Here is a 23,557-nt window from a genome sequence, read left to right as displayed (position 1 = left end):
TGTCACACCTTTTTGCCATCCTGCAAGCTCTTATGAAGCGGACTTCCCTTTACTGCATATCCACAAAGACTTAACACAAACTCACTAAACATCGAATTCGCCCATGAGAACCACTCTCTAGTAAATTCTTGAGGCCGGTCCGCATTAAAGCCTTCATGCATGAAGCCCGTTCCGCCATCTGTATGTTTCATCACCTCCAGTATTCTGTATTTATCAGAAGCATCAATTGATGTCATTCCTTCAATTGCTAATGCAATATGCCAAATATAGTGATCAGGAGTATGCGGACTGCCAATTCCTTTTGCCGCCTTTCCTTCGTAATAATAAGGATTATCTCTGCTCAACAGGAATCGGCGTGTATTTAAATACGTGCTATCTTGAAAGGAACACCAGCCTAGATAAGGTGCAGCTAATAAGCTAGGGACATTCGCGTCATCCATGAGATTATAATGGCCCATTCCATCTGTTTCATAGACATACATATCTCCGTATATCGGATGATGTAAAACAGCAAATTTTTCAATTCCTGCTTCTATTTCAGATGACAGCTTTTCACATTCGCCTGCAAGCACCTCATCTTGAAGGACTTTTCTGCATATCTCGGACGCATATCCTAATACGACAACGGCAAACATATTGGCTGGAACTAAATATCCATATAAACAAGCATCATCGCTTGGCCTAAAACCACTCCAGGTCATTCCCGTTCTTTTTGTTTTAGATCCTTTCCCTGCTCTATGTAATGTATCTGATTGTCTGCAATCGTTTCTCTCAAAAAGATAAGGTGACTCATCCTCGTGATTTTGCTCTACTCTCCATACTTGCAGAATGTTGTTAAGAACTTGAACAAATGCATTATCAAAATGAGTTGTCCTCCCGGTTGATTTCCAAAGCAGGTATGCAAGCTGAATCGGGTAACATAGTGAGTCAATTTCATACTTTCTTTCCCAAACCATTGGTGACATATCTGTTTTATCTTCCTGGTGTCCCTTTCCATTTGTAGTCTCATTAAATGCATTCGCATATGGATCGTGTAAAATATATTTAAACTGCCTGCGAACAACCCCATCAATGAGGTCTGCTATCATTTTGTCCTCTTCTGCAGCTATTAAATAAGGACGAACTTGGGCAGCTGAGTCGCGCAGCCACATCGCTGGAATATCACCTGTGATGACGAATGTGGTTCCATCCTCTTGTGGCTTTAATGTTGTCTCATACGTATTTACGAAGCATTTTTCGAACATTTGCTGAAGCTTGCTATCATTTGGAAAATGTTCCTTTACCTTTTCGATTACCTTTGCAAGTGATGCTGGTATAGCTTTTTCCTTTTTCATCCCTTCACTCCTTCACTTTCCAGCCAAAACTCAAAATTTCAAATGGTTTAATTTCAGTTTGGACTTGTGGACCTTTCATCGGCTCTGCTATTGTTTCAATAATTGTACTCTTGTATGAAGCAGACCCGTTCATGATAGCAGCACTGAGGATTTCCTCCTGTTCTGATGTATTAAACCATCGAACTATGACATCATCTCTTTCTTCTGCTAGCTTCATAGAAGAAAAGGCGGCCGCTTTTCCTTCCCATGAGAAAAATGTATGTTCAGCTGGAAGTTCCCCCTCATGCACATCTGTTTGAACTGAAACTACGGGTACTTGGAAATCATAAGCTTCTTTGTATGCCTCTGAACTAATGACAGTCCCCTTATGAGGAATGATCATCCATTCCGCATAATGTGTTCCGGGACATTGCGCCTCTGGAGCGGGGAAGAGCCCCCAATCACCTAACTCTGATGTTGCTCTGAGAATTGTAACTGCAATGGTTTGTTTTTCTTCCAATATTTCATATTCATGTAACCCTTTGTTTGCAATCGTCAATCCATAATCCCCGTCCGATATACTTACAAATGCTTGCTGATGATGGTCAAAGCTCGGATTCTCCCATTCCCGTTCTGGTGTATTTGATCGTTTAACCACTTCAAAAATACTATCAGCATAATGCTCAGTTGTTTTTAAGCTTGTTGGGAACAGAACCCGCAGCCGGTGATCCTTGGCGTTGTTTTCTATCATTACCTTAACCTTTGGACCTTTTGCTATTTGATCTAATTGAATTTGCGTTACTAAGCGTAGAGTTGCCATTTCATTAGACCTGCCAGATGTGCGGTCTTTATGCCAAACTAGCTTTTCCTTTTCTAACGCAAGCTGCTCATCAGCTTCCTTCGGTATTTCCCACTCATGCACCACTTCGATAATGGATCGAATGGCATTGTTTTCGATAACTTTAATCTTCGCTTTCTGGCCTTCTGTTGTAAGCGGCACTTCTCCGTCTGGCTTTCTAAACATATACTCATTGCCAATATCTCCGCTATTTTCATAGATGCCCAGATTTTTATACACTTTATTCGTTTCCTTATCTGTAAGCGTGTATGAACCATTCTCGTGAATCCCGATATGCACATATTCATTCTCCAGGAAGTAACTATTTGAAACTGGGAGTTGGTTTAGTTTTCCTTGCCGGGTTTTTGGTTTTAGAAAAAATGTCTTATATCCAAGCCCCGGAAGTTCTTCAGCAATGAATGTGATTCGCAGCATTCTTGCATAATATGGCTGCCGAAAGCCATCGTTTGGAAGGTCATAATGAAATCGAACTCCAAGGTCGCTTACGATACACTCATGTTCTCCTCCATCAGCATCCATTACTGCTAAATCAGGGATTTCCTTCGTACGTAACGTATCTGGTATCTCTGAAAATGCCATTTCCGAAAAATAGATTTTCTCTAACTCTATCTCCTTTTCAACGACTGCATCTCTTGTGTTACCTGATGTGTTAAGAACCACAACAGGAATGGCGTTCGCTCCCATTTGGTCCGTTTCTATATGGGATACAATTTCCTTTGTTTTTTCATCGATAATCATGGACACTGTTTGTTTTACTTTTTCAAATCTAGTCACCATTTCACGATGAACTTCATCTACACTGCAGCCGCAAATACTGTCATGTGGATGATTTTCCATCAAGGTTTTCCATGCATAGCGTAAATAATCACGAGGATAATCCTGACCTAGCAAATAAGAAAAAACAGCAATTGGTTCTGCTACTTTTTCAAGCATTGTTTGGCATTCCTGATTCATCTGTTTTAAGTAAATTCTTGCTGATGCTGTATTTACAAGAGTGGACCAGCCATCTGTACGCTGGTTACGGAGCTCACCTGTAATGGTTTGAAGTTTCACTGGAAGTGATTTTGTAAGAGCTTCGATATAATCATCAAAATTTGAATGTGTAAATGTAATGTCTGGATATAGCTCTTTTGCAACCTTAATAGCTTCACCCATATCTGTTTGTACAGGCTGATGGTCACACCCATTCATAAATAAAAGATGTGTTGTGGAGGAATAACGTTTTGCATCTGAAAGCTTTTCTTCCCAATATTTCTTGGCTTGCTCTCTTTCCACCGGCACTTCATTTCCATTTGAATACCAATTCGCAAACAAAATCCCTAATACCTCTGATCCATCCGGGGATTTCCAGGTTAGCTCTGAATAAGGAGACTCAAAGGTTTTTGCATCACTCACCATATTATTAAAACCAGTTGGTTTTACTCCTCTTCCAAAAGCAGCTGTATGAATACCTGCCTGCTGCAGCAATTGAGGGGCCTGGCCATAAATGCCAAATGTATCTGGAAAATACCCTAATTTCGAAACAGCACCATATTCCTTCGCATCCTGCAGCCCATAAAGCAAATTTCGTACATTTGCCTCTGAGCTTGTTAAAAATGCATCCTGTAAAACGTACCATGGCCCGATATAAAGCTTCTTTGCTTGAATTAGCTTTTTGAGAGCCTCTTTCTTTGCCGGTCTAATTTGCAGATAATCCTCTAAGATAATGGTTTGCCCATCCAGGTGAAAGCTTTGAAAGTCTTCACCCTTTTCAAACATTTCTATGAGGGTATCAATCAGCTTGACTAGATAATAGCGATGCTTTTCAAAAGGCATATACCATTCCCGGTCCCAATGTGAATGTGAAATTATATGAGCGGTAGTTTTCAATTCCATATGCTGTTCCTCCTATTTAGTATTCTCTAATATGGAAGCAGCTGCTCCTTTTACACCTGCCATTGCCCCATGACTTGCTCTTTCTATTTGCAGGGTTTGTTTGTGCTGGTCAAAAAGAAAGTCAGGCAGTTTATTCTTAACCTTTTCATAAAACGCTTGCTGACCGATAATAACCCCGCCGCCAAGAATCAGCAGTTCGGGATTTAAGGTTTGAATGGCTTGGCTTAGCCCAAGCGCAAGATAGGTGGAGGCCTCCTCAATAACCTCTTTTGCGAGTGCATCCCCCGAGGCAGCTTTAGCAAAAAGCTCTTTACCATTCCAAATCGGTTCTGCAGGAATGCCCTCATTAACAAGTCTTCTCTTCCAAATCCTCATAAGCGCAGTTCCTGAAGCTAATATCTCTAAACACCCACTCTTCCCACAGCCGCACAGCGGACCATCTGGCTGTATTACACTATGTCCTATCTCACCTGCTCCAGACGCTGCACCTTCATATAACTGGCCATTTATAATAATTCCGCCACCAATTCCAGTACTGACGGTTACATAAAGGACGTGCTTATGTGTTTTTCGAAAGGTAAAAAAATACTCTCCCAACGCAGCTGCATCAGCATCATTCAGCAGCCTTGCCGGCATTTGGAAAGCGCTATCAATTTTTCGCATGAGCGGATAGCCATGCCAGGTTTTCAAATTGGGTGGATTGTCTATAGTTCCTTTCTTCTTATTAATGGGTCCCGGACACCCAATCCCTATACCCACAATCCCTTGGTGGTTCTCCCTCATTTCTGATACGTATGAAATTATTTGATTTATTGCATAATCAGGGCCTGCATCAACCTTTGTTGGGAATTGCCTATTCGAAAGAACATGGCCATTCTCTTCTACAACTCCAATTGCAATTTTCGTTCCCCCAATGTCAATGCCAATTGCTTTCCTCATAACTTCCCCTTCTTCCGCTTATCCTCACCATAAACATATGTTCAAGTAAATCGAGAGTCAACACATCCTGGTAAACTGATAAAGTTATTCCATCTAATCTAAAATTTATCCATTTTCCAGCTTGGATCATTAATCTATTTTTGTGTGAAAGTTTAAAGAAAAAGGAAACATAGCTTTAATTGGATAAATTACCGGCATATAGATTATTAAAATGCTTTTATCATTAACTTTTATGGTAATGACAACGTAAGACATATAGTAGCGATAACCTTTTGATGAAAAATGATTCTTTATTCCTGTTTATACATTACAAGCGAAGGCCGTAAGCGACTAACATAATAATAAAGGCTCCTGCTGTTTTAAAGCAGGAGCCTTCCGCATTTTGGTGATTATTTTTAGTAATGGTATTAAGTGAGCCATACATAAAGGGGAAATTTTCTTTTGTTTTTTACTTCGTCCTGTGTTCTCTGCTGCCCCAAATTCAATTAGTTTTATTTAAAGCATCTTATTGTTGTTAGTTATTAATAACTAACATTTATTTTTAAAAAATTTTTATTTAATATTATAAAATGCTTCAAAAATATTAAAACCAGGAAAGCACTCTTTGTATTAACGATTACATTTTCTTATCTAATAACAAAAATTATCCGCCATCTATCCATGTATTTTTCCTGCTTTTTTTATTACATCTAATACTGACCAAAACAGTACCAGCGCAATAACTGGATGTATTGCCCCCAAACCAGGTATATTAACGCTAATATATTGGAGTGGAACTATAAGAAGAAATAATCCAGCAACTTGCCCGCGAATTACTTTTGGGAAATTTCCAGTAAAAGATAGTACCAGCATTAGGATCGGTATAAATTGAAACCAAACTACGAATGTTGTATGATACGTCCAGTATGAATAGTTGGTGAAGATTGCTAAACCAGCAAGGAAAGTCTGAATAGCAATACTGACTGAAAAAATCCATGCTAAAGTAAGGAATGCCAGTCTTGAATATTGAACTCGACTATTTAAATTAAACATTTTAAAAAACCCCTTTACTTTTTTATTCCATTACAAAATGTTTTCACACTATTTGTAATGAAGTCGTCCCTAGATACATTTATAAATTCAGTCTCCCATAGAGCTGTTGAGATAAAAAAACCAAACATCATGGATAAGAAGGTCGATGCTTGTACATATGAATCCAATTCAACTATTTTTTTCTTCACCTGCATTTCATTAAAATATTCTGTAATAAATATTTTTAACTGTTCTGTATTATCGGAGATTAATCCAACTAGTTCAGGCATCGTATTTCGTTCTTGAACAGCAATTAAACAAATAGACTTATTACTTTCCATTAAATTAAGATATAACTTAGCTATCAGCATTAAGTCCTGATCTAAATCCCAAACGATATTCTCCTCAAAATTTCTCTTGAAACTGGGGATAACCGCATTTTTTTTAATCGCAGCCTCCAAGACTCCCTTCTTGGTTTCAAAATGGCGAAATACTGTCATTTCACTCACATTGGCTGCATCGGCGATTTCTTTTATAGTTACTGAATTAAATCCTTTGTCCTTCATTAATTGAAGAGCTGATTGAAGAATACGGTCTGCTGTGTTTAACTTTTTTTCCTGCATAAAGGCACCCCACATTATATTTTCTCAATTTTAGTTATTAATAACTAACATCATTATGACACTTACACATGCCGTTATTTATATTTAAAACTTACTTGAATATTTGCAGCAAAAAAGAACATTCAAAAAGGACCCCACTACCACGATAAAGTTCATCCATTCTCTGTTTAATTTTAACCGATGAAGGATGTGAGGATTTCATACTTTTTGTGCTGTCAGCCAATCCCGGTTAGTTCATAACTTTTCCAAGGGAAAAGGATCATTTCGAAACATAGTTATCAACAATTTAGACACCTATAGATTAAAATGGCAGCATTAATTAGGAGAATCATAATGTTTGTTATCAATAACTAACATTATGATTAAATTCATTTTATTTCTGAATCAAGCTAATGTCAATAAAAACTTTAACATGATGTTCTTCTCCTTACTTAAGCTGGAAAATGTTTTAATACAATAGACTACTTTTTAAATATGATCCCGCTTGCTTTTTGCTGCAACATCTTTAAATGCATTGGAAATACGACTAACTCCTGCTTTTCCACATCTCCAACTGCATCGATCGCATTGTCCAAAATCTGAAAAATGGATTGAATTTTTATCATGCTTGATTGATGGTATGAGCTTGCAGCGGATGTGCTGATGAATAAAGTTCTGATACCAATAATGATATTCGTTTACACTATTTAACGTCATAGATGGCTAATATAGAATGTTATGAAATGATCATTAAAGTGCTTATAATAATAAGCATGAAAGACGAATTCCGATAAATTCCGTATATAAAATATCGGGTAAATAATCATTCTTACCGATATTATGTATTTGTAAAGGAGGGAAATGAATGTTACAAGAATTCAATCATTTAATGGACTATATTGAAACACATTTGACGGAAGATATCTCTGGCAAAGATATATCAAAAATTGTAGGAATATCTGATTATCATTTTAAAAGAATGTTTTCGTATTTGGCTGGAATGTCATTGAATGAGTATATCAAAAATAGGAGATTATCATCTGCAAATGTTGAATTAATTAACGGAGCAAAAGTGACAGATGTCGCCTATAAATATGGTTTTCAATCTATAGAAGGATTTTCAAGAGCCTTTCGTGAATGGAGTGGCTTTTTACCTTCAGAAGTAACAAAAAACAAAATTCAAAAATCATTTCCCAAATTTTCATTCTTTATAGATATAAAAGGAGGAATATCAATGGAATTCAAAATTGAAAAGAAAGAGAAGTTTAATATAGTAGGTGTATCGAAAAGAGTGCCAATTCAATTCGAAGGTGAAAATAATGCTATCATAGAACTGGCCAAGTCAATTACCGAACAGCAAAGAAATGAAATGCATCAATTAGCTGATTTATATCCTCATCAAGTCTTGAATGTATCCTATGATTTTGATGATGGTTTCTTGGAAGAAAAAGGCTGCTTAACTCATATGATTGGTTTTGCAACTACAAAAGAAAATCCATTCGATGATTTAGAACAGCTTTCTATTGAAGAAAGTTTATGGGCAATTTTCCCTAATCAAGGACCATTTCCTGCTGCACTACAAGAAACTACCGCTAAAATATATTCCGAATGGCTGCCTTCTTCAGGTTATGAAGTAGCAGATCTGCCTGGAATTTCTTTTACAAAGCACAATGGTACTTCGGAAAATGTATATAGCGAAATTTGGATGCCGGTTAAAGAAAAAAATAGTTAGTGATAAACTTGGATGATTATTATATATACAGAAGTGTTATTCCGTAAAATATTCTAGACCAGTTAGAAAAAATCTGACTGGTCTTTTTGAAATTGATAAAAATCAGCACTTATCTCTAACAGAGCCATTTCCCTTGAGAATTCATCTTTGGAATCCCACATCAGACAGGTAACAAGGAAGATCTGCATAAAACACTTGGTTATTTCTTGTGGCCAGGATCTGCGCCCTAAAAAAGGAAGCGACAAACTATCGTCACTCCCTCCCTTATTAAACGTGCTTTAAATAGCTTTGTTTCATTTGGAGTAAAGTATCATCCGCAGGTTGACTCCAAATTTGGTCGTTGAAAATTTCAACTTCGATTGGCCCATTGTATCCTGCTTTTTCTACAGCTTGACGGATTCGGCTAATTTCAATGACCCCGTCTCCCATCATACCGCGTCCCTTTAACATATCCGGTGTTGGAACAAGCCAATCGGACACATGGAAACCTAATATCCTGCCTTTAGCACGATTAATTTGGTTATATAAATCCGGATCCCACCATACATGAAAGACATCAACAACAACGCCAACCTGATCAGACTGGTACGCTTCCGCCAGCGTATTCGCTAAGTCCAGGGATACCACTACCGACCGTTCTGCAGCATACATGGGATGCAATGGTTCAATTCCCAATTTCACACCATATGCTTCTGCAAAAGGAGCCAATTGGGCAATTCCTTCTGCGACCATTTGCCGGGCAGACACAATGTCCCGGTCAGCAGACGGGCCGCAGACAAGCACGAGAACTTCTGCTCCCAGCTCAGCAGCTTCTTCCACCGCCTTTTTGTTATAGTCAATCCTTTTTTGCCTCTCATTTGCAGTTGCTGCCGGGAACATTCCGCCCCTGCATAAACTGGAAACCTTCAGCCCGGCATCCTTTATCAGCCTTTTGCTTACGCCTAACCCCAGTTCTTCTACCTTATGCCGCCATGGGGCAATCCAGGGAACTTCCGCCCTGGCACAGCCTTCAATCGCTTCACGAAGGTTCCATTGTTCAGTAGTGATTTGATTCAAACTAAGTCTCTCATAGTTTTCCACTGTAAAATTCCTCCTGACGAATTCCGGCTAAGTTCAATACCAGCTTCATTCTTTCAGCAGCAAGATCGGGCTCTGAAAGAAGGCCGGCCTGATCAGCTAATACAAATAACTCTGACAGGTGTACAATGGACCGTGCGCTTTCAGCCCCGCCAATCATTCGGAAGTGTGACTGGTGCCCATTCAGGTAGGCCATAAAGACAACACCGGTTTTATAGGAATAAGTTGGCGCCTGGAAAATATGACGTGAAAGCGGAACTGTCTTTGCCAATAAAGCGTTATAGGACACATAGTCACCATCATCCAGTGCATGCAAAGCTGCAGCCGCTGCTGGCGCTATGGCATCAAAAATACCCAGCAGGGCATGGCTATAGCCAAATTCATCCCCTTTAATCAGTTCCGGATAATTGAAATCATCACCGGTATACATTTTGACTCCTGGAGGAAGGTGTCTGCGCATTTCGATTTCACGTGATGCATCGAGTAAAGAGATTTTTATGCCATCGACCTTTTCTTTGTTATCCCAAATGACATTCAGGCAGACTTCCATGGCATCATCCAAATTTTTATAACCCCAATATCCTTGAAGAGCCGGATCGAACATGTCGCCCAGCCAGTGCAGAATAACTGGCTTGGAAACCTGACTTAATATATTGCCATAGACTCTTTCATATTCTTCAGGACCTTGGGCACAATCTGCCAGTGCCCTGCTTGCCATTAAGATAATTTGCGAATTATTCTTTTCCACAAATTCACATTGCTCTTCATACGCAGCCTGAACATCCGCCAATGTCACAGAAGGACCTGGAAGAAGATGATCCGTCCCTGCTCCGCAGGCAATCTTTCCTCCTGCTGCATTCGCTTCCGCTGCCGATCGGCAAATGAGCTCCTTTGCCATTTCCCAATTAAGTCCCATACCGCGCTGTGCCGTATCCATTGCTTCTGCCACAGAAAGGCCAAGAGACCAAAGATGCCGTCTATAAGCAAGCGTGTTTTCCCAATCAATCTTTGCGTGTAAAATGGGGTCCGAATTCACAAGCGGATCGCAAACGACATGTGCAGCCGAAAAGGCGATTCTGCTTTTGAATTGGCCTTCCGGTATGCTAAAAGAACCAGAATCTCCTACACGATATTCATAGGTCCCGCCCTTCTTATCTGGCAGAGTTAACAGCTTCCCCATTCTTTCTCACCTCCAGGCTTAGTTCCGGTACATCAATCCAGCGGCGCTCCTCCCAAGATTTAAGGCCTAATTCTGCCAATTGAGTGCCTTTTGCACCCTCTAATAAATCCCAGTCAAATGGTTCATCCGCTGCAACATGTTTTAAAAACAACTCCCATTGCACCTTAAATCCATTATCAAAGGTTTGATTGTCAGGTACCGGCTGCCATTGTTCTGTAAATTTAAACGGATTTTCAATGTCAGGATTCCATACCGGCTTAGGGGTATTAATACGGTGCTGTACTTTACAATCCCTTAATCCGGCAACAGCGCTTCCATGGGTGCCATCCACTTGAATCGTTAACAGATCTTCCCGATTCACTCTGACTGTCCAGGAAGAATTTACTTGTGCAATAATGCCGCCTTCCAGCTCAAAGGTTGCATAAGCCGCATCGTCGGCCGTGCAAACATAAGGATTACCTTTCTCATCAACCCGCTTCGGAATATGGGTCACACCCAGGCAGGATACAGATTTTACATTTCCAAATAAGTTATCGAGGACATACCGCCAATGGGCAAACATATCCACAATGATTCCGCCGCCATCTTCTTTGCGGTAATTCCAGGAAGGCCTCTGGCCAGCCTGCCAATCACCCTCGAAAACCCAGTAGCCAAATTCCATTTGAACAGAAAGAATTTTTCCGAAGAATCCTGAATCTGCTAATCTTTTTAATTTTAGTAGGCCCGGCAAAAATAACTTATCCTGCACAACCCCATTTTTTACGCCAGACTCGTAGGCCAGCTGCGCTAATTCAAGGGATTCTTCCAAATTGGCAGCGGTCGGCTTTTCACAATAAATATGTTTCCCTGCTTTTATCGCTTTTCGGATAGCATCTGCCCTTCGGACGGTTGTTTGGGAATCAAAATAAATCACATTATGCGGATCAGCCAGACACTTATCAAGATCTGTGCTCCACCGGCCGATATTGTGCTTCTCTGCCAGCGCCTGTAATTTATCTTCATTGCGGCCGACCAGAACTGGATCCGGCATGATGTAATCTCCATTCGCAAGCTCCACCCCGCCTTGTTCGCGAATGGCAACAATCGATCTGATTAGATGCTGATTCGTCCCCATCCTTCCGGTTACACCATTCATAATAATTCCAATATTCTTAACTCCCATGATTCTTTTCCTCCTTTTGGCTTTAAAAGCCGATTCGTTTATTTGTTTAACTTACTTTTATTCTAGAAAAACAAGGATGGATTATCTCATCTATATCGGAAGGCTTTTTGCAATATCGGAGATAAGAGGGAAGTCTATTATTCGTAATACATCCGTTGAAAAATGGTCTTCTCTTAGATAATGTTATTTTTGACCGGCATTTTTTCGATTTGTCCGGTATTTTTATGAAATCGGCCGGTAAATGTTATATTAACAGTTATTGAAGTTATGCTTACTTATTTTTCAAAAAAAAACGCCTCTTCTATGAAGAAGGGGCGGAATTTAAGAGATTATTGATAAACAAAGTTTGTTAAATAAAGAGAGAGCTGCGGTACATAAGTGATAACCATTAAAGCAGCAATTAACACAAAAATAAATGGCATCGTTCCCCGCGTTACACCAGCCAATGACACCTTACTAATGCCCGAGGCTACAAACAGATTCAAGCCGAATGGCGGAGTTAACATTCCAATTGCCAGATTGATGATCATGATGACGCCAAAGTGTATCGGATCGATTCCCATCTCAAGCACCACCGGCAGGAACAGCGGAACCAGGATCAGCACTGCTGCGCTGGAATCCATAAACATTCCTACTATTAAAAGGATGATATTTACCAAAATTAAGAAAATAATCGGATTGGCTGCATATTCCATTAGCTTTCCCGCAACTGTCGATGGAATTTGCTCATATGTTAAATACCAGCTAAATACCTTTGAAGCGGAAATGACAAGCATAATCATGGCAGAAGTTACAATTGACCGTTTTGTGACGGCGAATAACTCTTTAAAGGTCAGTTCCTTATAAATGAAAAAGCCAACAATCATGCTATAAACAATTGCTACCGCAGCGGCTTCAGTCGGTGTAAAAACACCAAAGTAAATGCCTCCCAGTACGATAACAGGCATCATAATTCCCCAAATGGCTGAAACGGTGGATTTCCATAATTCTTTTCCGGAGGGTCTGGGATCCGGCTTGTGCCCTTGTTTTTTAGCAATAACATAACCGACAATCATTAGGATCAAGCCGATAAAGACTCCCGGAATGATTCCTGCAATAAACAATTTGCCAATAGACACTTCCGCAACAGCGCCATAAACCAAAAACGTAATACTTGGGGGAATGATGATTCCCAGCGAACCGGATGCACACATTAATCCGACCGAAAATTTTTCGGAAAAACGGGCTTCCTTCAGGGACGGGATCATGATGCCCCCGATGGCGGCAACGGTTGCAGGACTTGAGCCGGAAAGGGCAGCAAAAAACATGGACGATAGGACACCGGCAATTGGCAGGCCGCCTGTTGTCCACCCGACCCATTTTTTCGTAAAGTCTATTAATCTTTTGGATGTTCCGCCGGCAAGCATTAAATCTCCTGCGAATACAAAAAAAGGGATCGCCATCAGCGAGAAGGAATCAACCCCAGAAAACATTGTTCTTGCCAAAGTATCAATTGGGACATTACTTTGTAATATGACAATAATCGTACTCAAGGCAATCGTTATCGCAATTGGAACCCCCAATAAAAGAAGGATCAGAAAAACCATTAATAGCATCATAGCTTCGGAGCCTCCTCTTTTGGCGGGGTAAAAGTATGTCTTGCAGAGCGAAAGCTATTAAGATCCTGAACAAAAAGCTGCAGAAATCGAATCAGCATCAAACCTGCACCTATTGGCAATGCGAGATATGGAATATACATTGGCATCCCTGTAGCAGGTGTCACACTTCCGGACTCTATTACACCAGAAACGATCCTGCTGCCTGACCATATTAAAAAAGCACAAAAAACAATCGAAACGAGATTGGCGATCATCGAAAAGACTTTTTTTCCTTGATCAGGCAAATAGGCAACAAGAGCATCCATGGTAGCATGTGCTTTTTCTCTGACAGCAATACTGTTCCCTATAAATACAAACCAGACAATTAAATATCTTGCTACTTCCTCTGACCACGAAAGTGAATAATTAAAAACATACCTGAGCACTACCTGTAAAAATACAAGCAATGATGTAAAGATTAGGGAAAAAACTCCCGCATATTCTTCGAAATAGTTCAGAAAGTGATTGATTCTTTTCAATGAATGTCCCTCCCTCTTGAAAAAAGAGACGGCTAAAAGCCGTCCTTGCAATGCATTTTAATTTATAGGAAAGCAATATTTATTCCTCTTCCGCTTCTTTAATAGCATCCAGTAATTCCTGGCTGCCTTCCACTTCTTTAAAGTCTTCATATACACCGCTTGTAGCCTGTATAAAGGCCTCTTTATCCGAATCTGATAACTCTGTGATCTCTATTCCGGATTCTTCTATTGTTTTGATATAAGCCTCTTCGTCCTTGGCAGATTGCTCCCACTGCCAATCCGTTACCTCTGCTGCCACTTCATCAACAGCTTTTTGCAGGTCTGCTGGAAGATTCTGATAAAATTGCTCGCTGATAATTAACGGATAGGCCATATAACCGTGGGCGCTAAGAGTTAAATAATCTTGGACTTCATAGAACTTTTTGCTGACGATGTTGCTTAATGGATTTTCTTGTCCATCAACGGTCTTTGTTTGAAGGGCTGTATACAGCTCAGCAAAGTCGATGGATACCCCGCCGGCACCCATTGCCTGGAATTGAGAAATTAATAGCGGGCTTTGGGAAACACGCATTTTCAGGCCATCCAGATCTTCCGGCTTTTGAATCGTATGCTTGGAATTCGTTAAGTGTTTAAATCCGCCATCCCAATATCCCAATGCGCGAAGACCTTGTTTTTCCAGATGCTGGTTGAAGATTTCCCCTAATTCTCCATTTACCGCTCTCTTCACATGATCCCGGTCTTTAAATAAGAACGGCAGGTCAAAAACCTCAAATTGTTTAACAAAGGCAGGCAGAACACCTGTAAATGGAGCGTTCATTTGAATGGTGCCAGATTGCATCTGTTCCGTAATTTCTCGGTCAGCACCTAATTGTGAATCAGGAAAAACCTCGACTTTTATCTGTCCGTCTGTTCGCTCTTCCAAAAGCTCCTTAAACTTTTCAGCCGCTTTCCCTTTTGCAGTTGAAGCGCTTACAACATGGGCAAACTTTATAACATATTCCCCTTTTTCTTCTGCTTTCCCGCTTCCCTCTGTTGCCGTTGTATTTCCACATCCAGTTGCAAGCATTAAGAGTAATAGAATGCTAATTGAAATAATGCCCCATTTTCTTTTCATCATTCCTCTGTCCTCCTTAGAAATATGTTTTCTCTCTGATTACTATTTTGAATTTTCCGCCAATTAAAGTCTTATGAGTTTGAGAGAAAAATTCTTAATTTTGGAGAAACATATATTTAATTTGTTACATTCGATGAAGGACCTTTCTGCTTCTTTTCTCTTCGATTTTGGCCTTCATAAGCCCGATGAAGGACCTTTCTGTTTCTTTCCTCTTCCATTTTGGCCTTCATAAGAAGCTTATCAGGAAACCGTATCCGTAATGTCTGATGGTGACTGACCGGACATACGAAATTTATTTGGTGAAATCCCTACTAAATTTCTGAAAGTGCGATAAAAAGTTGATAATGTTTCATAACCCACCTCAAAGCAAATAGATACAATATCCTGGTCGGATTCCAGAAGCAATTCCTTTGCCTGGTGAATTCTTACTTTTTGAAGATATTGCAGCGGGGTATCATTGAATTTACGTTTAAAGATATCATTCATATATCTGGTTGATATGCCAAAGACCGAGGAAAGATTTTCTGCCGTGATATTATTGAAATAATGTCTCTCTATGTATTCCTTGATTTGAATCGAACGAATATCATTCGCATCCTGAACATAAGAAAAATTTTGCTGACGCAGCAATTGAATGATGATTTCAAGAAGATAAACAGGCATGGACAGATTACCAAAAAAATCATCATTTTTTTGTTCATATAGCATTTTCCTGAACAACGGCCGTATTTCACTTGCCGTATAAAAGTCAAGCTCAAAATGTCTGGAATTTTTCTGAATTAAAGTTAGCAGCTCCTCCTGTATGGCCACTTTCAAAGCGGGTACTGAAAACGCAAGTACCAGCACCGTCAATTTAGTCGTCGCTTTTATCGAGTGAATGCAATTCGGATTAATAAGGACAACCTTGTCTTTCGAAAAATTATAAGCCTTTCCATCAAGTGTAATTTCACCTTCCCCATCCAATGCATAAAGAACTTGAAAATGATCATGGTAATGTTCAGATACAAACTGGCCTCTCCGATGTTTACTTTCATACAGAATGATCCCTGTATCCGGGAAATCAAATCTTCTCAAAAGTTTTTTGTCCATGTTAACCCTCCCTAGTCTATAAACCTTAATATTTATTGTCTTTTAATCTTTTGCTGCTATTACATATTCGATACATACGCAGGTTCCCCTTTAATAAATTTCTGCACAATATTATTAGGAGAATAACAATTGGCTAATATAGTTGATCCTTGTACTGAATCGTATCATTATCCAGTGAGAACTTAAGAATGATATTTTTAATGTGCGCAGAAACTATTGTTTATTATGTCATCCCATCTTTTTATTACGCTGTTTTCGCAAAGTTTGTTGCTTTTCAGCGCTATCTATAAGGTTTACCAACTAAGTTGATGAGAGCGGGGGGGCACTTGACTCCTGCTCAGAAGAGAGAGTGGGAGACCCCACAGGCGAAGCCGGGGAGGCTTCATTCCTCTCCGCGGAAAGCAAGTGCCCGGAGTGGAAATCATGACCAATCTTGATTCACACCTAGTTTGCTTTTTCGAGATTGATGTAATATATCAAAACAAAAAGGCTCCTGTTAAACTAGGAACCTTCTTTTTTAGTGTATATTTTCAGACTTAATGAAAGAACTTTAATATGTGCACATACTACATCCACTACACTTTTTATAAATCCTCAACCTTTAATTCTTTGTTAAAAATCTTCCCTAGCGTATTCTCCACACAACCGATCATTTCACCAGTATGGATCAATTCTCTTATTCCCTCTATAAAAGGGTAAAGATATTGGTCTTCTTCCAATTTAGGAATAAAATTAGCTAGCCGTCCCAGTACAGCTTTGCTTGCAGATCCTGGTGCCGGAACATTGTCTGTGAATTGATGAGCCGTGTAAATGGATAACAGCTCGATTGCTAACACATACTCCAGCTTTGCCGCTACCTCTCGAGCCTTTTTGGCAGCATTGTACCCCATCGCAACATAATCTTCCTGATCCCCGCATGTGGGGATGCTGTCCACTGTTGCTGGGTGTGAAAGTATTTTCATATCATTTAATAGTCCTGCCTGGCTATATTGTGGAATCATCAACCCGGAATTTAATCCGCCATTTTTAATTAGGAAATCAGGAAAGCCTGAATGCTTTCCATTGATAAGCCGGCTATTGCGCCTTTCTGACATTTTGGCAATGGCTGTCGCAGCGATACAGGCAGAATCAAGCTCGATTCCAACATAGGAGGAATCACAATTGCAGCCTGATATGGTACCCCCTTCTTCACTATCTGGCCATAGGATCGGATTGTCACTGCAGCCGTTCATTTCGATTTCAATGGTATTAAGGGCATCATTAAGGGTTTTTTTCGCTGCTCCGTGCAACTGGGGAATAGCCCTAATAGATAAAGCATCCTGTAAGCGGAAATCCTTGTATGCATTAGCCATGGGTGAGTCGGAAAGCAGCCGGCGTATAGCAGCAGCTGTCTCTTGCTGTTCTTTATGTGGACGGGCAGACATTAATCGATCATCAAAAGCACGAACGGTTCCTTTTAAAACTTCAAGAGACATCGCACCTATGATGTCTGCAGTGGAAGCTGCTTTTAACATATCGTACAATGCCAGTGCCCCCATTCCGGTTGGACTGGTTGTTCCGCTTGTAAGTGCCAGTCCTTCTTTTGCTGAAAGCTCAATTGGTTCAAGTCCAGCCATATGCAAAGCCTTTTTCGCTGGCATTAGCTCTCCGCCCCAATAAGCCTGGCCCTCACCGATTAAAACTAAGGCTATATGAGCCTCTGGACTTAAGTATCCGACAGAGCCTTCCTTCGGGGAAAATGGAGTTAAGTCCAGATTTAAGAATTGACGATACATTTCCAGCGTTTGAAGCCGAACTCCAGAATATCCTTGGCCCAGATTTTGCAGAGCCATTAACATAGTTGCCCTGACGACTTCTTTAGGAAGCGGTTCACCCACAGAGGTGGCATGTGATAAGAGAATATTTCTTTGAAGCTGGGCTGTTTCCTCAGGGGAAATAATTTGTGTGTAGAGTGCTCCGAAGCCCGTATTCACTCCATACATAATTTCCCCCTTCTCCATCTGCTGTTCTAAAAGGCGGCGGGATTTGACTACCCTCTCCTGATAATGGAAAGAAAATTCAACCTCAGCCTTAAACCGGGCAACAGCTACAAACTCTTCCAGTTTCAGCCTATTGCCTAAGACAACTTTTTTTATACCTTTTGCACACATGCTCCTTCCCCCCTATAAAAGTGACAGTTATCTTTCGATTTTATCTATAAAAAACATCTTAATCGCTGAGGCGACCTGAAGGACAAAGATAAACAGGACCGCCGACCCTCCAAGTGCTGCCAAATACTTAACTCCATCTACCCCTTGGGCTCCGCCGGCGTAAGCCACCATTACAAAAGCGATTGTGGCAATAGAAAGTGCCCAAAGAAGCTTTTTCCACTTTGCAGGCTCCTCATCATGTCGTATATTCTCTGTACATAACGATGAAATAGTCCGGACCATGGAATCGGCGGCGGTTGCAAAAGAAAGGATAAGTGTTATCATCACAACAGGAATTAATATACTGCCCAGCGGCAAATTAGCCAGGAATGCCCACAGCCCGGCAACTGCACCACTTTCAGTTATAGTCCCAATGAGGTCCACTGCTTCATTTTGCTGCCAGGATAAAGCCGTTCCTCCCCAGACACCGAACCAGATGATGCTGAATACGGAAGGCAGGATCCAGTTAATCATCATAAACTCACGAATCGTACGGCCATGTGAGATAATAGCCAGGAAAATGCCCATCAATGGTGCATAGGCAATCCAGATAGCCCAGTCATATAATGTCCACCACATAACAAGAGCTTCCCCGCCCATGTCAATCGGGTCCAGTCCCCAAATCCAAAAATTCTGCAGCCAATATCCCATTCCTGCAGTTGAAGTGCGTAAAATGTACAATGTAGGCCCAACAATAATAATGGTAATTAAAATAATATAAAAGATTTTGGCATTAACATCAGACAAGATTCGAATTCCCTTATCTAATCCTTTCAGGGCGGAAAGTGTAAATGTCCCCGTGATCAAAAAGGTGAGCACTAGCCACATGATAGGTCCCTGCTGAATTCCATAGGTGGTCTCGATTCCTGAACCAACAAGAGCCAAGCCTGCACCAAGTGAAGAAGCAAGGCCTAATGCAATAGCCAATACCGACAATGTATCAATTATGTTCGTCCAAATCCCCTTTGTCAGCCTATCTCCAAATAAAGGGATTAATGTGGCTGTCACCGATAGTGATTTTTTGCGATTAAAGTACATGTACGCTACAACCAAACCGCTTAGTGAATACATTGCATAAGGGATAAAAGACCAATTATAGAAGCTGCGTCCCATGGCAAAAATGGCCGCTTCAGCGGTTCCGGGTTTGATCCCTGTCTGCTCCATTTCGCCATAAATATTGCCAAAGTAGATTATGGGTTCATTTACCCCATACGTGATAACCCCGGTAGCGATGCCGCCCGTTAATGCCATTGCAAACCATACAGGAAAAGAAAACTTTGGCTTTGCATCTTCTCCCCCTAGCCGAACCTTCCCAAGCTTTGTAAAAGTGACAAGTCCCACTATGACCAAAGCTGCAATCGATATTATTTGATAAAGCCAGCCAAGCCCCCGCAGTGAGCCTAAGAATCCGTTCATAGAAATGTCGGCCAGCATTTTGTTGTTAACAATTCCGAGGATTGCCCCTCCGCCAACAATCAGGAATGCTGGCCAGAAAACACCCTTCCGTGTTTTCCGTTCTGTCTCAGCCACTATTTCAGGACTGCTCGTCTTACCGGTTTCTAACGACATGAAAACTCCCCCTATTAACAAAATAAATGCAGAAAAAAATACAAAGAAAAGGTAGTAACTCTGCTAAAACAATCTTTAGATGAGGATCATGACCTTGTTCTGATTTTTTCTTAGCAGCACTGCCGGTAAGTTTATTTTTATCTGTCCGGCACACCCATCTTTCCTTTGATGCTGTACTGAGATAAAGTAAAAATCAGCATGAATGCACATTTTTCTTCTAAACCCAGACCGTCACCTACTTTTATATTTTAATTTACAGAAAATTATAAATTATAAAACGCTATAAAAAAATGCATCATCATTTTGAACATCAATACTTTTCTTTGATATTTTCATTTGCATTAAATAGAAATCTATAAATATTTTAGATTTCTATATTTTTTTTAGGTTATAAGAGAAGTTATATGAATTATTTATTTAATCGGTATGCCCTGGGTGTATAGGAAGTAGTTTCTTTAAAAAGGCGGGCAAAATAATTGGGATTATGGAAACCAACTTTATAAGCTATTTCTTTAATTGACCATTCCGTTGAAGTTAAAAGACGTTTTGCCTCTTGTATTCTTACATTTGTTAAAAGCTGCCGGAAAGGCGTGCCATGCTTGGTCATTAATAAATGGCTATAATAGGAAGGATTCCTGCCCACTTCTTCAGCAACTTTTTCCAGTGATAAATCCGGATCACTATAATTTAACTCAATAAATCTGATTCCTTTTTCTATTACATCATTTTTTGAAACTGTTTCAGCCTGAAGGGCACAATCAATAATTTGATAAATAAATAGAAGCATCTCCTGAACGATCCGGAATAAAACACTATTGTTTAATATCTCAGAGTAAATTTCCATATAATATTTTTCCATCTCATGCTTGTCGAGTTTATAGGTCTTCATAAATCGTCTAATTTGAGCTAATATACTTGTCAATCTTGTTCTGAGATTTTCCGGATTTGTCAGTAAAACACAGTTCATCCTCCAATAATTGAATAGCTCTGATAACATGTCACAGTTTTTAAAAGCTCTCTAATTATAGTAATAGAGGCAAAATCAGAGCATAACAGGAGGAGAAACAAAATGGTACAAACAGCACTAAAATTGAAAGTTGCACTTTATGTGAGAAAGTCCAGAGAGGAAGATGGGGGAACAGAGGAAACTTTACTAAATCAAAGGGAAACTTTAGTTAGAATAGCTGAGCAAAAAGGATACAGCTATGACATTTTCCAAGAGGTAGAATCCTCAATAAACTGGAATAGACCAGAGTTAGCAAAGATGCTTGAGGGAATAATCCAAGGTAAATACAGCAGAGTACTTGTTACTCACCCTGACAGATTGAGCAGGGATGAAAGAGACTCAGCAGAATTAAAGGAAATATTTATAGAGCATGGAATTATAATTGAAACTCCAGATAACACCATTGACCTCTCAGATGAAAATCAGGAGCTAATGTTTGGCTTTACCTCAGTATTGTCAGCTTATGAATACAAGAGGATTAGACACAGATTAAATAAAGGCAAATATGATGCAGTTGCAATTAAAAATAGATGGATTGGATCAATTGCTCCAATTGGATATACATGGGATAAAAACACTAAACAGCTACTTGTTAATCCTGAGGAGAAAAAGATAGTTAGAAAAATGGTTGAGTTAGCTTTATTAGGCTACTCCTCAAGACAGATAGCTGATAAGGTAAATAAATTAGGATACAGGTCTAGAAAAGGTAATACTTTTAAAACTGACAGGGTATTAGGTATCTTACAAAATAGAGTTTATTTAGGGGAATCAAGTTATAACTCTAAGAGGTTGAAAAAGACTGCTATTGCTAAAAATACTCATGAGGCAATCATGACTGAGCAGGAGTTCAATCAGATTCAGACATTGTTTAAGTTAAGAAGGTCAAAAGAAAATCTGCAATCTTTAGGAATTAAATCACCTGTAAATAAGCTCCTTGTTTGTGGAGTATGTGGTAAAGGAATGACAATTCAGCTAAATAATAAAGTAAGAAAAACTGGGAGAAATTACTCCTTTTATCAAATTAGACCTTGTAGAAATCATATTGACTTAGAAACAAAATGCCATAATGGTGGAGCAGCTATTTATAAAGTAGAAAATGCAGTCCTTGAGGCTTTAAACCTTTACAAAAAAGAGCTAGAACAGACTCTAGTTAGTTTATTAGCTGAGGATACATCAGGGATTGAGGAAAGCTTAGTATGTACTTTAGAAGGGCTAAAGGTTGACCTAGCTAAGCAGGAAAGAAAAGCAAAAAGGCTGTTAGACCTTTATCTTGATGAAGAGTTAGATAAAGACTCTTATCAGCAGAAAAAGAAGGTTTTAGAGGAAACCATTTCTGCTTTAAAAGATGAAATAAGTATAATTCAAACTAAACTGGAAAGCTTAGATGCATCTGTTCAAGTAGAGAAAGTAAAAGGGATAATTGAGATGATTGATACATTTGAGGAGTTGGATTTAGAGGAGCAAAATGCTACATTAAAGCTTATCATTGCAGGGATTGTTTTTACTAAAACTGCTGAGACAAATAATGAGCCTGTTATAGATATTAAGTGGAGAGAGTTGTAAAAACCTCTCCTTTTTTTATGTATACAAATAAAAATGGAGAAGTCTTAAAGACTCCTCCTTTAACTAGCTGAGTTATTTAGTTTTTGATTGTACAGGTCAATAAACTTTCTAGCTAACATGTCTAGGTTAGGCTTACCATGTACTTTAACTGTAACCTTATCTTTTGTCTTAAAGGTAATAACCTCTATTTCTTTGTTTTCCTGATTTTTTAATTGATCCATTTTATATCCTCTCCTGTTTGACTGTATTATAGAGCTATAGTTAGAAATAGGGATAAAACTGTGACAACTGTTTATTCTTCCCCTTCATGTCTATCATTAGAGTTGGTTTACAAACTGTGACACTTTCTCAAATTGCTCCTAACAGTGTAATATTTAGAAAGAATTATTTTATTGTGACAGATAATGCAGCTAACTACTAAACAAATTCATGATACTATTTAAAGGAATGGAGAGAACATGGAGGGGTTACTTAATGTGTGAGCCTATTCAAATTATTTATGATGTTGAGGCATTGGAAGGAACTGTTATGTAGAATTAAAACCTGGAAAATTTACAGGTAATCACTGGAGCAATGACTCCATTTATTTCACAGATGAAACATTTTCTTTTTTCTCTCTTGCAATTCAAAAACATTATAAGAGTTATAATTTGTTTGCTGTGAGTGAGATAGATAAACAAACTTGGGGACTAATAATAGCTGAGCTTGAAAGACTAAAAACAGTATTACAGAACAATCCAACCATAAATGAATTAAAAAAACATTTGATATTTTTGTTAGAGGATATTACAGAAAATAACTTTTTGAAAGACTTTAATGGAAATAAAGATAGGCTTATAAAGGTGATTACTGTTTATGGCATCATAAAAATGTAGGTTATGGCATTTAATTTGTGCTGGCCCCTAGGGGCCTGCACAAATTAAAAATGGCCACTTGTCAACATTCCAAAATACACATACACTTCCTGTTGGGTACAAAACGTGCAGGAGGTATTTAAGGAGATGTTGGCAGTGGCCGAGATTAATTATATCAGACATGAGGTTAACAATAAAGACTGCGGATATTCAAGTGTAGCTAAAAGGACAGGGAGAGATCCGCGAACCATTAAGAAGTATGCAGAAATGGAGGATTTCAACCAAAAGCCAAAGAAAAGACAGAATA

General features: G+C 39.4%; 19 protein-coding genes and 1 pseudogene. 4 read left to right on the top strand and 16 right to left on the bottom strand.

Annotated features, from left to right (window positions below):
• Positions 1–2: 2 nt before the first annotated feature.
• The 5 genes from L634_RS0105440 to L634_RS0105420 all read right to left on the bottom strand — a co-directional run bounded on the left by L634_RS0105440 (position 3) and on the right by L634_RS0105420 (position 6,620).
• Positions 3–1,334 (bottom strand): glycoside hydrolase family 125 protein, encoded by a 1,332-nt coding sequence (locus tag L634_RS0105440; protein WP_026581573.1) that lies wholly within the window; start codon positions 1,332–1,334, stop codon positions 3–5.
• Between the two features lie 4 nt (positions 1,335–1,338).
• Entirely contained in the window at positions 1,339–4,047 is a 2,709-nt protein-coding gene (locus tag L634_RS0105435) for an alpha-mannosidase (RefSeq protein ID WP_026581572.1), read from the bottom strand.
• A 12-nt stretch (positions 4,048–4,059) separates the two neighbouring features.
• Positions 4,060–4,986, bottom strand: a complete 927-nt coding sequence (locus L634_RS0105430; protein WP_026581571.1) for an ROK family protein — start codon at positions 4,984–4,986, stop codon at positions 4,060–4,062.
• 654 nt (positions 4,987–5,640) lie between these two features.
• Complete coding sequence (locus L634_RS0105425; protein ID WP_026581570.1) at positions 5,641–6,018, bottom strand: DUF6220 domain-containing protein; 378 nt, start codon at positions 6,016–6,018, stop codon at positions 5,641–5,643.
• Positions 6,019–6,032: 14 nt separating this feature from the next.
• On the bottom strand, positions 6,033–6,620 hold the full coding sequence (locus L634_RS0105420) for a TetR/AcrR family transcriptional regulator (protein ID WP_026581569.1): 588 nt from the start codon (positions 6,618–6,620) through the stop codon (positions 6,033–6,035).
• Between the two features lie 844 nt (positions 6,621–7,464).
• Between L634_RS0105420 and L634_RS0105405 the strand changes: the two genes are divergently transcribed.
• Positions 7,465–8,331, top strand: a complete 867-nt coding sequence (locus L634_RS0105405; protein ID WP_026581568.1) for an AraC family transcriptional regulator — start codon at positions 7,465–7,467, stop codon at positions 8,329–8,331.
• A 267-nt stretch (positions 8,332–8,598) separates the two neighbouring features.
• On the opposite strand, the gene L634_RS0105395 is transcribed toward L634_RS0105405, so the two are convergent.
• The 10 genes from L634_RS0105395 to L634_RS0105345 all read right to left on the bottom strand — a co-directional run bounded on the left by L634_RS0105395 (position 8,599) and on the right by L634_RS0105345 (position 20,794).
• Complete coding sequence (locus tag L634_RS0105395) at positions 8,599–9,411, bottom strand: sugar phosphate isomerase/epimerase family protein (RefSeq protein ID WP_026581566.1); 813 nt, start codon at positions 9,409–9,411, stop codon at positions 8,599–8,601.
• Positions 9,398–10,588: a dihydrodipicolinate synthase family protein gene (locus tag L634_RS0105390; RefSeq protein WP_026581565.1), complete on the bottom strand. Its 1,191-nt coding sequence runs from the start codon at positions 10,586–10,588 to the stop codon at positions 9,398–9,400. The genes L634_RS0105395 and L634_RS0105390 overlap by 14 nt, the downstream gene beginning before the upstream one ends.
• Positions 10,560–11,750 (bottom strand): Gfo/Idh/MocA family protein, encoded by a 1,191-nt coding sequence (locus L634_RS0105385; RefSeq protein ID WP_026581564.1) that lies wholly within the window; start codon positions 11,748–11,750, stop codon positions 10,560–10,562. The genes L634_RS0105390 and L634_RS0105385 overlap by 29 nt, the downstream gene beginning before the upstream one ends.
• Before the next feature lie 329 nt (positions 11,751–12,079).
• Complete coding sequence (locus L634_RS0105380; RefSeq protein ID WP_026581563.1) at positions 12,080–13,348, bottom strand: TRAP transporter large permease; 1,269 nt, start codon at positions 13,346–13,348, stop codon at positions 12,080–12,082.
• Entirely contained in the window at positions 13,345–13,866 is a 522-nt protein-coding gene (locus tag L634_RS0105375; protein WP_026581562.1) for a TRAP transporter small permease, read from the bottom strand. The genes L634_RS0105380 and L634_RS0105375 overlap by 4 nt, the downstream gene beginning before the upstream one ends.
• 79 nt (positions 13,867–13,945) lie before the next feature.
• Positions 13,946–14,980, bottom strand: coding sequence for a TRAP transporter substrate-binding protein (locus tag L634_RS0105370; RefSeq protein WP_051428261.1), 1,035 nt, complete (start codon positions 14,978–14,980; stop codon positions 13,946–13,948).
• Positions 14,981–15,220: 240 nt separating this feature from the next.
• A complete protein-coding gene (locus tag L634_RS0105360; RefSeq protein ID WP_026581560.1) occupies positions 15,221–16,069 on the bottom strand; it encodes a helix-turn-helix domain-containing protein in 849 nt (282 codons plus the stop codon).
• A gap of 584 nt (positions 16,070–16,653) precedes the next feature.
• Positions 16,654–18,219, bottom strand: a complete 1,566-nt coding sequence (locus L634_RS0105355; protein WP_026581559.1) for an HAL/PAL/TAL family ammonia-lyase — start codon at positions 18,217–18,219, stop codon at positions 16,654–16,656.
• A gap of 27 nt (positions 18,220–18,246) precedes the next feature.
• The gene (locus L634_RS0105350) at positions 18,247–19,827 is read right to left on the bottom strand and encodes a BCCT family transporter (protein WP_084028835.1); all 1,581 of its coding nucleotides are present in this window, start codon (positions 19,825–19,827) and stop codon (positions 18,247–18,249) included.
• A 409-nt stretch (positions 19,828–20,236) separates the two neighbouring features.
• The gene (locus tag L634_RS0105345; protein WP_026581557.1) at positions 20,237–20,794 is read right to left on the bottom strand and encodes a helix-turn-helix transcriptional regulator; all 558 of its coding nucleotides are present in this window, start codon (positions 20,792–20,794) and stop codon (positions 20,237–20,239) included.
• A 102-nt stretch (positions 20,795–20,896) separates the two neighbouring features.
• Here L634_RS0105345 and L634_RS0105340 point away from each other — a divergent pair, with 102 nt between their 5' ends.
• Positions 20,897–22,396: a recombinase family protein gene (locus L634_RS0105340; protein WP_026581556.1), complete on the top strand. Its 1,500-nt coding sequence runs from the start codon at positions 20,897–20,899 to the stop codon at positions 22,394–22,396.
• 59 nt (positions 22,397–22,455) lie between these two features.
• Here the strand turns inward: L634_RS0105340 and L634_RS33305 are convergent, their stop codons facing one another.
• Positions 22,456–22,617 carry a hypothetical protein gene (locus L634_RS33305; RefSeq protein WP_157452361.1) on the bottom strand — a complete coding sequence of 54 codons (162 nt, stop codon included), beginning with the start codon at positions 22,615–22,617 and terminating at the stop codon, positions 22,456–22,458.
• A gap of 429 nt (positions 22,618–23,046) precedes the next feature.
• Between L634_RS33305 and L634_RS0105330 the strand changes: the two genes are divergently transcribed.
• Both L634_RS0105330 and L634_RS33300 read left to right on the top strand, forming a co-directional pair.
• Positions 23,047–23,271, top strand: coding sequence for a hypothetical protein (locus L634_RS0105330; RefSeq protein ID WP_026581555.1), 225 nt, complete (start codon positions 23,047–23,049; stop codon positions 23,269–23,271).
• Between the two features lie 126 nt (positions 23,272–23,397).
• Positions 23,398–23,557, top strand: a pseudogene (locus L634_RS33300) (IS21 family transposase); the annotation flags it as partial.

Source organism: Bacillus sp. J33, from assembly GCF_000518885.1.
Lineage (GTDB): Bacteria > Bacillota > Bacilli > Bacillales > Cytobacillaceae > Cytobacillus.
The sequence above is the reverse complement of the archived record's forward strand: the minus strand, read 5'-3'. Positions and strand labels throughout refer to the sequence as shown.